This is a genomic window from Parviterribacter kavangonensis (assembly GCF_056863335.1).
The window spans coordinates 3,002,220-3,015,493 of the sequence record NZ_JBXPJA010000001.1 but is presented as its reverse complement, the minus strand read 5'-3'; the positions used below and the strand labels follow the sequence as shown (position 1 = coordinate 3,015,493).

At 71.0% G+C, this 13,274-nt stretch carries 12 protein-coding genes and 1 pseudogene; 10 read left to right on the top strand and 3 right to left on the bottom strand.

What is annotated here, in order from left to right; all coding sequences use genetic code 11:
- Positions 1 to 32 precede the first annotated feature (32 nt).
- Positions 33 to 662 carry a molybdenum cofactor biosynthesis protein gene (locus tag AC1UE4_RS15160; protein ID WP_482918071.1) on the top strand — a complete coding sequence of 210 codons (630 nt, stop codon included), beginning with the start codon at positions 33 to 35 and terminating at the stop codon, positions 660 to 662.
- Complete coding sequence (selA, locus tag AC1UE4_RS15155; RefSeq protein WP_482918070.1) at positions 659 to 1,951, top strand: L-seryl-tRNA(Sec) selenium transferase; 1,293 nt, start codon at positions 659 to 661, stop codon at positions 1,949 to 1,951. The genes AC1UE4_RS15160 and selA overlap by 4 nt, the downstream gene beginning before the upstream one ends.
- Here the strand turns inward: selA and AC1UE4_RS15150 are convergent.
- Positions 1,948 to 2,268: a hypothetical protein gene (locus AC1UE4_RS15150; RefSeq protein ID WP_482918069.1), complete on the bottom strand. Its 321-nt coding sequence runs from the start codon at positions 2,266 to 2,268 to the stop codon at positions 1,948 to 1,950. The two genes, selA and AC1UE4_RS15150, sit on opposite strands and share 4 nt — an antisense overlap.
- Positions 2,269 to 2,328: 60 nt before the next feature.
- Between AC1UE4_RS15150 and selB the strand changes: the two genes are divergently transcribed.
- Positions 2,329 to 3,834: a selenocysteine-specific translation elongation factor gene (gene selB / locus AC1UE4_RS15145; protein ID WP_482918068.1), complete on the top strand. Its 1,506-nt coding sequence runs from the start codon at positions 2,329 to 2,331 to the stop codon at positions 3,832 to 3,834.
- Here the strand turns inward: selB and AC1UE4_RS15140 are convergent.
- On the bottom strand, positions 3,739 to 4,650 hold the full coding sequence (locus AC1UE4_RS15140) for an EamA family transporter (RefSeq protein WP_482918067.1): 912 nt from the start codon (positions 4,648 to 4,650) through the stop codon (positions 3,739 to 3,741). The two genes, selB and AC1UE4_RS15140, sit on opposite strands and share 96 nt — an antisense overlap.
- An 89-nt stretch (positions 4,651 to 4,739) precedes the next feature.
- On the opposite strand from AC1UE4_RS15140, the gene AC1UE4_RS15135 reads away from it, so the two are divergent.
- The 4 genes and pseudogenes from AC1UE4_RS15135 to AC1UE4_RS15120 form a co-directional block, all read left to right on the top strand.
- Entirely contained in the window at positions 4,740 to 5,195 is a 456-nt protein-coding gene (locus tag AC1UE4_RS15135; RefSeq protein ID WP_482918066.1) for an Lrp/AsnC family transcriptional regulator, read from the top strand.
- 516 nt (positions 5,196 to 5,711) lie between these two features.
- Positions 5,712 to 7,238, top strand: coding sequence for a sugar transferase (locus tag AC1UE4_RS15130; protein ID WP_482918065.1), 1,527 nt, complete (start codon positions 5,712 to 5,714; stop codon positions 7,236 to 7,238).
- Positions 7,239 to 7,320: 82 nt separating this feature from the next.
- A complete protein-coding gene (locus AC1UE4_RS15125; RefSeq protein WP_482918064.1) occupies positions 7,321 to 8,682 on the top strand; it encodes a PxKF domain-containing protein in 1,362 nt (453 codons plus the stop codon).
- Positions 8,683 to 8,739: 57 nt separating this feature from the next.
- Positions 8,740 to 9,525: pseudogene (locus tag AC1UE4_RS15120) on the top strand (DMT family transporter); the annotation flags it as partial.
- A 95-nt stretch (positions 9,526 to 9,620) separates the two neighbouring features.
- Here the strand turns inward: AC1UE4_RS15120 and AC1UE4_RS15115 are convergent.
- Positions 9,621 to 11,168, bottom strand: coding sequence for a phytoene desaturase family protein (locus AC1UE4_RS15115; protein WP_482918063.1), 1,548 nt, complete (start codon positions 11,166 to 11,168; stop codon positions 9,621 to 9,623).
- A 20-nt stretch (positions 11,169 to 11,188) separates the two neighbouring features.
- On the opposite strand from AC1UE4_RS15115, the gene AC1UE4_RS15110 reads away from it, so the two are divergent.
- Genes AC1UE4_RS15110 through AC1UE4_RS15100 form a run of 3 tightly spaced genes read left to right on the top strand, consistent with a single transcriptional unit; the run spans position 11,189 to position 13,203 of the window.
- Entirely contained in the window at positions 11,189 to 11,668 is a 480-nt protein-coding gene (locus AC1UE4_RS15110) for an SRPBCC family protein (protein ID WP_482918062.1), read from the top strand.
- The gene (locus tag AC1UE4_RS15105) at positions 11,665 to 12,423 is read left to right on the top strand and encodes an alpha/beta fold hydrolase (protein ID WP_482918061.1); all 759 of its coding nucleotides are present in this window, start codon (positions 11,665 to 11,667) and stop codon (positions 12,421 to 12,423) included. Before AC1UE4_RS15110 ends, AC1UE4_RS15105 begins: the two co-directional genes overlap by 4 nt.
- A 12-nt stretch (positions 12,424 to 12,435) precedes the next feature.
- On the top strand, positions 12,436 to 13,203 hold the full coding sequence (locus AC1UE4_RS15100) for an ABC transporter permease (RefSeq protein WP_482918060.1): 768 nt from the start codon (positions 12,436 to 12,438) through the stop codon (positions 13,201 to 13,203).
- Positions 13,204 to 13,274: the final 71 nt, after the last annotated feature.

Genomic DNA, 13,274 nt, shown 5'->3' with positions numbered 1-13,274 from the left:
TCGTAGACCGGGCCGTGCGACCATGACCCCCGATGAAGGTCACCGTCCGTCTCTTCGCCCAGCTCCGCGAGCGGGCCGGGAAGCGAGAGATCGAGCTCGAACTTCCCGACGGCGCCCGGGTCCGAGACGCACTGGCGGCCGTGGGTGAGCTCACGGATGGGCTTCGGGTGGTGATGGCCGTGAACCGGGAGTACGCGGATGAGAGCGCGGTGCTCAACGAGCGGGATGAGCTGGCTCTGGTTCCTCCGGTGAGTGGTGGGGAGCCTCCTCGGATTCATGCGGCGGTGCGGACGGACGCTCTGTCGTTGGACTCGTTGGTGGAGGCCGTTCGCGATCCGCGGGCCGGTGCTGTCGTGACGTTCCATGGCGTCACGCGGGAGGTTCCGTATCTCGATTACGAGGCCTACGAGGAGATGGCGCTTCCGGCGATGCGGGCGATCGCGGAGGCGGCCGTGGAGCGGCATGGGCTTTGTGCCGCGGCGGTGGAGCATCGGATCGGGCGGGTGGATCTGAGTGAGCCTTCGGTGCTCGTCGCTGTCTCGGCTCCTCATCGGGGCGAGGCGTTCGCGGGGGCGCGGGAGATCATCGATGAGGTGAAGGCGCGCGCTCCGATCTGGAAGAAGGAAGAGGGCGAGTGGGTCGAGGGGACCGTTCCGCGGTGACGACCTCGTCCGACGAGGTCTCGACGCGGCTGCGCGCGCTTCCCGGTGTCGACCAGCTGGCCGCCCGGGTGACGGGGTCCGGAGTGAGCGAGCGGGCGGCGGTCTCGGTCGCGCGGGTTGTGATCGATGAGCGACGGGTGGAGCTACTCGCCGGGGCCGGCGATGAGGTGGATCTCGTCGCGCGGGCTCGCGATCGGTTGAAGCCGTCGCTAACGCGCGTGTTGAACGCGACGGGGGTCGTGGTGCACACGAACCTCGGGCGGGCTCCTCTTTCGAAGGCGGCGCGGACGGCCGTGAGTGCGGCGGCGGAGGGGTACTCGAACCTCGAGCTCGATCTGCAGACCGGGCGGCGGGGCTCTCGTCACGCACATGTCGAGCGGGTGCTCACCGAGATCACCGGCGCCGAAGCCGCGATGGCGGTCAACAACTGCGCGGCCGCGGTGCTGCTGGCGGTCGCCGCGCTTGGCAAGGAGGTCATCGTCTCGAGAGGCCAGCTCGTCGAGATCGGCGGCGCCTTCCGGATTCCCGAGGTCGTCGAGCAGGCGGGCGCCCGACTGGTCGAGGTCGGGACGACGAACCGCACGCGGCTGAGCGACTACGCCCGAGCCGAGGGTGACCTGATCCTCCGCGCCCACCCTTCGAACTTCCGCGTCGTGGGCTTCACCGAGGAGGTCGAGATCGAGGAGCTCTGCCGCATCGGCAAGCCGGTTGTCGACGACGTCGGGTCGGGGAACCTCGCGGAGATCGAGGTCCTTCACGACGAACCGGCCGTCCGGCGCAGCGTCAGGGCCGGCGCCGCGGTGACGTGCTTCAGCGGGGACAAGCTGCTCGGCGGTCCGCAGGCCGGGCTGATGGTCGGCACCCACGATGCGATCGCGAAGTGCCGCAGTCATCCGCTTGCGCGGGCGCTGCGGATCGACAAGCTCTCGCTCGCCGCGCTCGAGGCGACGCTCGATCTCTACCGCGACCCAGAGCGCGCGATCGCCGAAATCCCTGTTCTCAGGATGCTCACCGAGGACCCCACGGGGAAGGCGGAGCGGCTGGCGGAGGCGACCGGTGGCACGCTCGTCGATAGCACCGCGAAGGTCGGCGGTGGAGCGCTTCCACTGCTGGAGCTGCAGGGGCCGGTGGTTGTGCTCGACGGCCGACCCGATGACCTCGCGAAGAAGCTCCGCGCCGGCGACCCGCCGGTGATGGGTCGCGTCGCGGACGGTCGGTTCCTCCTTGATCCCCGGACCTTGACGGCCGAAGAGGTCGAGCAGGTCGCGGCGGCGGTGCGAGCGCTCTAGCGGGTGCTCGCCAGGAACCGGTCGACGATGTCGCCGACGACGAGCGGCGGGACGGTCAGGCGGATCGACCACCAGTCGCGTTCGGGGTCGCGGCGGACCGACGCCTGGACTCCGGCGTCGAGGAGGGCGGTTTCGACGCGGCGGGCGAGCTCGATGCCGGTGGAGCCTGCGTAGGAGACGTCGATCCCGACCTCTCCGCGCTCGAGCGGCCAGATCGCGATGTGGTCCGGCGCGGGGAGCGTCGTGGGGCCGATCCGGTCGAGCGACAGCGACGGCCGCTGTGCCGCGGGTTGGCGAGAGCCGAACAACCGAGCCATCGAATCCGAGCGTAGTCGCATCGACGAACCCTGAGCGGTCGTCTGCGACGATCGACGGCCTTGGCTCCGCTGACGCTCGGCACCGCAGGGCACATCGATCACGGGAAGACGGCGCTCGTCAGAGCGCTGACCGGCGTCGACACCGACCGGCTGCCGCAGGAGCAACAGCGGGGGATCTCGATCGAGCTCGGCTACGCGCCGCTGCAGCTGCCGAGCGGCAGGCGCCTCTCGGTCGTCGACGTCCCCGGCCACGAGCGCTTCGTCCGCACCATGGTCGCCGGCGCCACCGGGATCGACCTCTTCCTCATGGTCATCGCCGCCGACGACGGCGTGATGCCGCAGACTCGCGAGCACGCCGCCGTCCTCGCCAGCCTCGGCGTCCAGCACGGCGTCGTCGCCATCACGAAGTCCGACGTCGCCGATCCGGAGATGGCAACTTTGGAGGCGCAGGAGCTCTTCCCGGACGCGGAGGTCGTGGCGTGCTCGGCGAAGACGGCGAAGGGCGTCGACCGGGTGGCCGCGGCGCTCGACCGCGTCGCCGCCTCGCTGCCCGGCCGGGTCCGGCCGGACGACGAGCCGATCCTCCACATCGACCGCGCCTTCACCATCAAGGGAGCCGGCACGGTGGTCACCGGGACGCTGTGGTCGGGCTCGATCGGCCGCGGCGACGAGCTGGCCATCCAGCCGAGCGGCCGGCGCGCGCGCGTGCGCGGGGTGCAGGTTCACGATGAGCCGGTCGAGCGCGCCCAGGCGGGCCAGCGCGTCGCGGTGAACCTGACCGGCGTCGAGGTCCGGGAGGTCGCGCGCGGCGACGTCCTCGGTGGGGTCGCGCCGACGTACGTCATCGACGCGGCGCTGCAGCTGCATGACGCCGAGCACGGCCAGCGCGTGCACGTGCACCACGGGACGCGCGAGGCGCCCGGCCGGCTGGCGGAGCTCGGCGGCCGGTTCTGGCAGCTGCGCCTCGAGCAGCCGCTCCTGGCCCGCGCCGGAGACCACGTGGTGGTGCGCTCCATCGCGCCGCCGGACACCCTCGGTGGGGGCGTCGTCCTCGATCCGGCCGCGAAGAAGCACGGGCCGAGCCGAGACGCCCTGGCGCGGCTGGCGAAGATCGCGAAGGGGGAGCGGCCGGCGGAGACCCGCGAGGGGGCGGCGGCGGAGACTCGCGACGGTGGGGCGGCGGCGGCTCGCGGCGGCGACGGCGCGGCGGCCGAGAAGGAGCTCGGGGTGGAGGCGCTCGCGCTGGAGGAGCGGCTGAAGGCCGCGGGACACGAGCCTCCGACCGAGGCGGAGCTGGGCGACGACGTTCGCTATCTCGCCGACCTGCGAGACGCGGGACGGGCGACGCGGATCGGACGGAACATGTGGGCTCATCCGGACGCTCTCGCCGGGGTGAGCCGGCGCGTGCAGGAGATCATCGGCGCCGAGGGACAGATCACGCTCGCTCGCCTCAGGGACGAGCTTCAGACGTCACGGAAGTTCGCTCAGGCGCTGCTCGAGCACTGCGACGCGGCGCGGCTCACGCTCAGGCGCCCCGACGACAGCCGCGTCCTCCGCCGCCGCTGACTCGCGGTGGAGCGCGACGCCGGCCACGACGAGCGCCACCCCGATCACCTCCCGCACCGAGGGCACCTGCGTCAGGACGACGACGCCGATGACGGTCGCCGTCGCCGGCAGCAGCGACACCATCAGCGCGTAGGTCGCGCGCGACAGCCGGGCGAGCGCGAGCTGGTCGGCCACGTACGGGATCACCGACGACGACAGCCCGACGCCCACGCCCGCCAACAGCGCCACCGGGTCATCGAACACGGACGCAGCGGACCACCCGCCGACCGGCGTCACGACGACCGCCGCGACGAGCATCGCCCCCGCAAGGCCGTCGATCCCCGCCAGCGACGGCCGCTTCGCCACCCGGTCGGCGAGGACGATGTAGCCGGCGAACAGCGCGGCATTGCAGAAGGCGAGCAGGACGCCGAGCGGCTCGCCCGAGAACCGCAGGCCCGTCAGCAGGTACACGCCCGGCACGGCGAGCGCCAGCGCCACACCGTTCCGCAACGACCTCGCGCCCAGCGCCGCCAGCCCGATCACCGGCAGGAACTCGATCGCCGCCACGGTCGCCAGCGGCAACCGGTCGATCGCCACGTAGAAGCACACGTTCATCGCGGCGAGCAGCACGCCCCACGCCAGAACGAGCCGCTGCCGCAACACCCGCCACGGCCGTCGCCACACAGCGAACACGACCGCCGCCGAGGCGATCCGCAGCCAGGCCACGCCGAGCACGTCGACGCGCACGAACAGCAGCACCGCGAACGCCGGCCCGAGGTAGTGGAAGACGGCCGAGACGACGAAGTACAGCTCCGGCGGAACGGAACGGCGCGGCATCTCCGTACATGATCACCGCTCGAACCGCCCGGTAGCCTTCGCAACGACGGCATCAACCACCCACCGCCTTCACAAGCAAGGCCGGACCGATGAACGACCTTCTCGACGACCTCAACCGCAAGCTCATCGCCGAGCTCGCCGGCGAACCGCAGCTGACGAGAGCGGAGCTCGCCCGCCGCGTGAACCTCTCCCCACCGGCGGTCGGCGAGCGCCTCGCACGCCTCGAAGAGGCGCAGGTCATCACCAGACGCGTGGACATCGACGCCACCGCGCTCGGCCTGCCGCTCGCCGCCTGGGTCCGCGTCCGTCCGGCGGCACGCCAGCTCCCCAAGATCGCCGAGCTCGCGAAGGAGCTGCCGGAGGTCGTCCTGTGCGACCGCATCAGCGGCGAGGACTGCTTCCTGCTGAAGCTCCACGCCCGCTCGATGGAGCACCTGGAGGAGGTGCTCGATCAGTTCCTGCTCTTCGGCCAGACCACGAGCTCGTTCGTCGTCGCCTCGCCGGTGCCGCTGCGCCCGCTCGACGTCGAGCGGCTCGAGGACTAGGTCGCCCGCACCGCGCGGCCGGTGTAGGACAACGACAGCGCCGCGCCCTCACACCCGTCCAGCAGCTCGATCGTCGGTCGCGACACCACCGGCAGATGCGACGTGCCGGGCCGCACAACCACCGGCCGAGCCGGCGACACCCGGAAGTGCGGTCCCGAGACCCATCACCAGCACGAAGGCGACGGCGAGCTGGAAGGTGCGCTGCACGCTCGCTGGATCGGCCCCGGCGGGCGAAGCTGAAGGATCGCCCCAACAGCTCGACACTATGGTTGGGACCCTTGGGAGCCAAGGCGATCAAGCCGAAGAAGAGGTGCTGCAAGAGCGCGCCTCGGTGCAAACGGTGTCCGGTCGTGTGCAAGCGTCTCGTCAAGCAGGGGCTGGCGACGACCCGGGAGGACGGCAGGTACGTCCTATCGAAGGAGGTACGGAAGAAGGACCTGAAGGCCGCTCGCGCACGCAAGTGACAGCGAAAGAGCGCATCATTCCCGGCGCTCGGCCGTTACGGATCCCGGACCCATGCCGCCTACGACCCAGGCACCCGAGTCGCGATACGCGACGACTCAGGAGACGCAGCCCCCGCGGCCCGACCCGACGCTGCCCGACCACGACGTCCGGCGCAAGAGGCCGCCGCTGCTCTCGTTCGTGCTCCGCATGGACACCCTGCGCAGCGCCTCCAGGGTGCTGTCGCTGCTCGTGCTCGACCTCGTCGGCGTCGGCGGCGCGATCTTCGTCGCGCTCGCCCTCAAGGACGCCGTCCTGGGCGACCTCGACACGAACGAGGTCTACGAGCAGACCCGCGACATCGTCGCCTTCGTCTTCCTCGTCACCGTGCTGCTCTTCGCGCGCGGGGACCTCTACGCGCGCCGGTCGGTCCGTCCGGGCCTCACGCGCATCACGACGTCGCTGTTCCAGGTCATGCTCGTCGCGCTCGCCTTCGCCGTGGTCAACGGCGAGGAGTTCTCGAGCTACTACATCTTCTACGGCTCGCTCGCCTTCGCCGTGCTGTGCGTCGGCGGTTTGCGGTTCCTCTACGACCGCGCGACGGGGATCATCCTGCGCGCCGCCGGCTACCGCCGCCGTGCGCTGCTGGTCGGCACGGGGGAGCACATCGAGGCGGTCGCGCACGCCCTCGGCGACGGGCAGTCGATCATCAACGTCGTCGGGTTCGTGTCGCTGACCCCGCGCCCCGACAACGGGCTGCGCTCGCTGGGGAACCTGCGCGACATCGGCCGCATCGTCACGGCGAACAAGGTCGACGAGGTCATCATCGCCGACCCCGCGTTCCCGCAGCAGGAGGCGGTCGAGCTCGTCGACGCGTGCCACCAGCGTGGCGTCCGCGTCCACGTCGCGCCGTCGACGATGGAGATCCTCATCCACCGCGCGGAGTTCGTCCCCGGGCAGTCGGTCCCGCTCTTCGAGCTCAAGCCGCCGGTCTTCGAGGGCGTCGACTACGCGGTCAAGCGGTCGTTCGACCTCGTCGGCGCGACGCTCCTCCTCCTCCTCTCGAGCCCGGTCCTGCTGGCGATCGCCATCGCAGTGAAGCTGTCGAGCCGCGGCCCGGTCATCTACCGCTCCGTTCGCCCGGGCATCGGCGGAGCGCCGTTCGACTGCTTCAAGTTCCGCACGATGTACCGCGACGCCGACCAGCGGCAGGCGGACCTCGAGTCGCTCAACGAGGCGAACGGTGCGATCTTCAAGATGAAGCACGACCCGCGGTTGACGCCGGTCGGCCGCCTGCTGCGCCAGTTCTCGCTCGACGAGCTGCCCCAGCTCGTCAACGTCCTCAAGGGGCAGATGTCGCTCGTCGGCCCGCGCCCGCTGCCAATGCGCGACTTCGAACGCCTCGAGAGCTGGCACAAGAAGCGCTACCTCGTGCTCCCCGGCATCACCGGCCTCTGGCAGGTCTCCGGCCGCTCCGACCTCGACTTCGACGACCTCGTCCGCCTCGACTTCCTCTACCTCGAGCGCTGGTCGCCGTTCCTGGATCTCACGATCCTCCTGAAGACCATCCCCGCCGTGCTTGCGCGACGGGGCGCTTACTGACCGCCAGTTCTCGGCGCCACGACGGTTGGCGCGTTAGGCAAGGTTCTCCCCGGGAGGTGCCTGAGAGCCAAGGAGGTCGTACATGCCGGGCCGACGCACGTCCCGAGGGCTGCTCGCTGCCCTCGCCCTCTTCGCTGTCTTCGCCGCACCCACCGCCGCGGCGACCTGCACCGACCCATGCTGGATTGACCAGGCGACCGGCGACGACAGCAACGACGGCAGCCAAACATCGCCGCTGAAGACCATCCAGGCCGGCGTCGATGCGGTCGATCCGAACGGCTTCGTCCTTGTTGGCGAGGGCACGTACAACGAGTCCGTGACCGTGAACAAGATCGGCGTCGACATCGCCGGAGCGGGGCCGACGCGGACGATCATCTCCGGCCCGAAGACGGCCGGCCACACGCTCGAGATCACCGCGGGCGGCGCGTTCAGCGTCGTCGAGAGCGTCGGCATCACCCGCGACGGCAACAACACCACCGACTGGGCGAGCAACGCGAACAGCTACGGCCTGAAGGTCCACGGGGACTTCGTGCAGGTACTGCAGGTCGGTGTCTTCGGCAACCGCAACGGCGTCTACGTCGAAAGCGCCGACGGCTTCCGGCTGACGCGCAGCGACATCACGAACAACCGCACCGGCCTGCATCTCGTCAACGACGTCAGCGGCCTCTACGTCAAGAACAACACGATCACCGGGAACTGGACGATGGGCGTCCTCTTCCGCGACGAGATGTTCTCGCCCCTTGCCAACCCGACGAGCGGCGTGGAGATCAACGACAACGACCTCAGCGGGAACTGGTACAGCGCGATCGAGGCGCGGACGCTGCTGACGAACACGATCAACGCCGAACACAACTGGTTCGGCACCGTGAAGCCGACCGCGGTCGCGGGCACATCCGGTGAGCCGGGGTACGCGGCGCAGATCCCGGTTGCGTACGGAGGGACCGCTGTTGCACCCGGCGGGGCGAAGAACGTCGTGTACGCGACGAGCAACACATCCAACCCGGTCGACTTCTCGCCGTGGCGCTGCACGGGAGCTTCGAACTCGACCCTGACCGGCTTCGATCCGACCGGCTACCTGTCGCCGTGCCTGTTGACGTTCACGGGCTTCTACAGCCCGGTGGACATGGACGTCACGAACGCGGCGAAGGCCGGCCAGAACATCCCGATCAAGCTGCGCGTCACCGACGGCGACGGCGACCCGATCACCACGGACCCCGGTCTGCTGCTGCAGCAGAGCCCGACCGCGTGCGCGACGAGCCTGGCTTCCGACGCGGTCGAGACGTACGCGTCGTCCGCCGGCGATTGGAACCACGTCGGTGACGGTGTCTGGCAGTACAACTGGAAGACGAACAAGGCGTGGGCCGGCACGTGCCGGTCGATCACGGTGACCGCCCCGCTTGCAGGGGAGGGCATCGACAAGACGGCGCTCTTCTCGTTCAAGTAAGCGACAGATGAGGGGTCCGTTGTCGGCGGGCGGGCCCCTCGTCGTTACCTTCAGGCGATGTCGCCGCGTGCCTGGGCTCTCTTCGCCGCCGTCTCGGTCGTCTGGGGCATGCCGTACCTCTTCATCAAGGTCGCGGTCGACGATGGGCTCTCGCCCACGTTCGTGAGCTTCGCTCGCGTGGCGCTGGCCGCCGCGCTGCTGCTGCCGATCGCCCACCGCACGGGCGCGCTGAAGGGGCTCGGGGACCGGTGGGTCGCGCTGTTCGGGTTCGCGGTGTTCGAGGTCGTGCTGCCGTTCCCGCTGATCGCGTACGGCGAGCAGCATGTGTCGAGCTCGCTGACCGCGATCCTCATCGCCGCGCTTCCGCTGACCATCGCGCTGATCGCCATCCGCTACGACGCGGAGGAGCGGGTGGGCGGCATCCGGCTCGCCGGGCTGTTCGTCGGGCTGGCGGGCGTGGTCCTGCTGCTCGGCGTCGACGTGTCGGGCGACACGGATGAGCTCGTCGGCGCGCTGGCGGTCCTCGCCGCGACCGTCGGCTACGCGATCGGGCCGATGATCATCAAGCGCCGGCTGGCGGACCGGCCGGCGATCGGGTCGATGGCGGTCGCGCTCGCGATGGCGGGCGTGCTGCTGGCCCCCGCCGCGGTCATCTCCGCGCCGACCGAGACGCCCACGACCGAGTCGCTGGCGTCGCTGATCGTGCTCGGCGCCGTCTGCACCGCGCTCGCGTTCGTGCTCTGGTTCAGCCTCATCGCCGCGGTCGGCCCGAGCCGCGCGTCGGTCATCACCTACGTCAACCCGGTCGTCGCGGTGACACTGGGAGTGCTGATCCTCGACGAGTCGCTCACGGCGTCGGCGATCGCCGGGCTGCTGCTCATCCTCGCCGGCTCGTACCTCTCGACGGGCGGCCGGCCGCCGAGCGGGCTCGCCGCGTTCTACGCGAGGCGGCGCAGGATCCGCGGCACGCCACGCCGCGCGACCGAGTTCAGCGCCGCCCGCGCAGCGTTGGCGCCCACCGCGCCGTGCACGCCGCCGCCCGGGTGGGCGGACGCGGACGCGAGGTAGAGCCCGTCGACCGGCGTCTCGGTGCGACCGAGCCCGGGCGCGGGACGGAACACCAGCTGCTGGTGGATCTGCGCCGTGCCGCCGTTGACCGCGCCGCCGACGAGGTTCTGGTTCGCCGCCTCCAGCGAGACCGGCGTGAAGACGTGGCGCTTGCGGATGAGCTTGCGGAACCCGGGCGCGACGCGCTCGACCTGCTCCTCCATCAGATCCGCGAACGCCTCGCGCTCGTCCTCGTGCCACGCATCGGGCGGCACGTGCGTGTACGCCCAGGCGACCTCCTTGCCGGGCGAGGGAACGCGATTCGGCTCGTAGCGCGCGTACTGGCCGAGGAGGAGGAACGGGTTCGTCGGCAGCTCGCCGCGGGTGAGCTGCGCCGCGTGCTCGCTCAGCATGTCGAGCCCCTCGGTGACGTGGACCGTCCCCGCCTGATGCGCGTCCTCGTGCGTCCACGGGATCGGCCCGTCGAGGGTCCAGTCGACCTTCACCGTGCCCTGGTCGCGCTGGAACCGCTTGAGCTCGATGCGGTGCTCGGGCGGCAGCATCCGCTCGTACAGCGCGGGCGCTCCGGTGTCGGCGAGCACGGCGCGGTCAGCTCGATGCTCGACTCCATCGGCGGTCCGCACGCCGACCGCGCGGCCGCCGCGCACGAGCACGTCGGTCACCTCGGCGCCGCACCGCACCTCGCCGCCGCGGGCCCGCAGCCGCTTCACCAGCGCGCCGGTCAAAGCGCCGGCGCCGCCGTGCGCCACCGGCCAGCCGAGCGTCTGCCCGATCCCGACGAGCACCCACCCGTACAGCGCGCTGCCGGCGCTGTCGGGCGTGACGTCGGCGTGCAGTGCGTTGCCGGCCAGCAGCCGGGCGGCGCCGTCGCCGCGGAACTCCTCGTCGACGTGCCGGCGCAGCGGCATGAGGCCGAGCCGCGCGAAGTCGAGGATCTCCTTCGTGGAACCGAGTGCGCGCAGCAGCCGCACGGCCGGCTTCACGGGCGGGAACGGCTGCATGAGCGCCGAGACGAACGCGGGCTGCACGCGCGCCCAGGCGTGGCTCAGCCGGCGCCAGGCATCGGCGTCGCCGGGCGCGAAGGCGCCGACCGACTCGGCGGTGCGATCGATGTCGCGCCACAGCGTCGCGCAGGTGCCGTCGGCACGCGGGTGGGCGACGACCGCCTCGGCGTGCACCCAGCGCAGGCCGAAGTCCTCGAGCCCCAGCGCGCGCAGGTGCGGCGACGCGATCCCGAGGGGGTAGAAGGCGCTGAAGAGGTCGCTGATGAAGCCGGGTTCGACGAGCTCGCCGCTGCGAGCGGCGCCGCCGGGCTCCGCCTGCGCCTCCAGAACGAGGACGTCCCAGCCGGCGTCGGCGAGCACGTTCGCGCCGGTGAGCCCGTTCGGGCCGGCGCCGATGACGATCGCGTCGGGCATCGGGTAGGCCCTTACCCCTCATGGCCATCAACGAGATCAACATCGACGTCTCCCCCGATCGCGTCTTCGCCGTCCTCGCCGACTGGCGCTCCTACGGCGACTGGGTCGTCGGCTCGCGCAAGATGCGCGGCGCCGACCCCGGCTTCCCCGCGGCGGGCACCCGCTTCCACCACCAAGTTGGCGTCGGTCCACTCCATCTGAACGACCACACGCAGGTGCTCGAGGTCGACCAGCCGCACAAGCTCATCCTTAAGGCGCGTGCGCGGCCGCTCGGCACCGCGGTCGTCGACATCACGATCCGCGAGGAGGGCAACGGCTCGCACGTCACGCTGCGCGAGGATCCGGGAGACTTCCTGACCGCGTTCGTGTTCAACCCGGCCACCCATCTCCTCGTCCGCGGGCGCAACGTCGAGTCGCTCGAGCGGCTCAAGCGCCTGTGCGAGCAGCGCCCCGACATCGGTCGCGAGGTCGACGTCCCGAAGGGCAAGGTCGAGCCGTGACCGATCCCGTCCGCCTGCACGTCGCCGCCGACGAGGGCACTGGCGACCCGCTCGTCCTGCTCCACGGCTGGCCGCAGGACTCCACGATGTGGCGGCGGGTCATCCCGCGGCTGTCGGGGACGTACCGCTGCATCGCGCTCGATCTCCGCGGGCTGGGCAAGTCGCCGGCGCCGCCGGACGGCTACGACAAGCCGCAGTTCGCCGCGGACGTGCTCTTCACGCTGGACTCGCTCGGCGTCGACCGGTTCCGGGTGATCGGGCACGACTGGGGAGCGGTGACGGCGCAGCTCATCGTCGTCGAAGCCCCGCAGCGCGTCGCCGGCGCGATGATCATCGACGTCCCGTCGCTCTTCAGGCGGTCGTACGACCCGCGCAACCTGCTCGGGATCGCGCACATGCCGGTGCTCGCGACGGCCGGCAAGCGCCTTGGGCCGCAGCTCGCGGCGACGATCATGCGTTCGAGCGGCGTGCCGCGGGCGGACATCGAGCACTACGTCGCCATGCTGAGCGAGCCGGGGCGCCGCCACGTCTCGCAGCAGTACTACCGGCGTGCCCTCCTCGAGGACCTCCCGTCGATGATGCGGCAGGTGCGGGAGCGGCCCGACGTGCCGATGCTCTTCCTCGGCGGCAGCCGAGATCCGGTCGTCCGCTGGGCGCCGGACATCGAGCTGGTGCGCGGCGCGAGCCACTTCCTCCCCGACGAGCAGCCCGACCTCGTCGCCGAACGGGCGCTGAGCTTCTTCGCGACCACGTAGCCTCCCGGCCGCATGGCGCGGTCGCGGTTCCTGTTCGAGCAGCTCGTCCGGCGCGAGCTGCGCCAGAAGTACCAGGGCTCCGTGCTGGGCGTGGCGTGGTACGTCATCAACCCGCTCGTCCTGATGGCGGCGTACTGGTTCCTGTTCGACGTCGTGCTCGAGACGTTCTCCTACGAGGACTACCCGCTGTTCCTCCTGTGCGGGCTGGTCGTCTGGATCTTCTTCTCGCAGGCGGTGATGCAGGCGGCGACGTCGCTGCTGGACCAGGGCGCGCTGATCCGCAAGGCGCGGTTCCCGCGGGAGACGATCCCGGCGGCGGTCGTGACGGTGCAGCTGATCACCTTCCTGGTCGTCCTCGCCGTCCTGACCGTCGCCGTCCTCCTCATCCGGCACACGCTCGATCCGGCGCTGCTGCTGCTGCCCGTCGTGCTCGCGTGCCTGGCGGTCTTCGTCCTCGGCTTCTCGCTGGCCGTCGCGGCGCTGCACGCGCACTTCCGCGACGTCGCGCCCATCCTGTCCGCCGCGTTGCTGCCGTGGTTCTTCCTGTCGCCGATCTTCTTCAGCGCCGAGAGCGTCACGAGCCGCGACGCGGCCCAGTTCGCGATCGAGTGGCTGAACCCGATGGCGCCGTACATCGTGGCCGTGCGGGACGTGCTCTACGGCGGCGCAGCGCCGAGCGTCGCGGTGCTCGTGTACGTCGTCGTGGCCGCCGTTGTGTGCCTTGTGGCCGGCCGCGCCGTGTTCGCTCGCCTCCAGCGCGATCTGGCGGTGCTGGTGTGATCCGGCCGGGGGAGATCGTCGTCGCGAACGCCTCTCGTTCGTTCGCGGTGCGAGCCGATCCGGGGCGATCC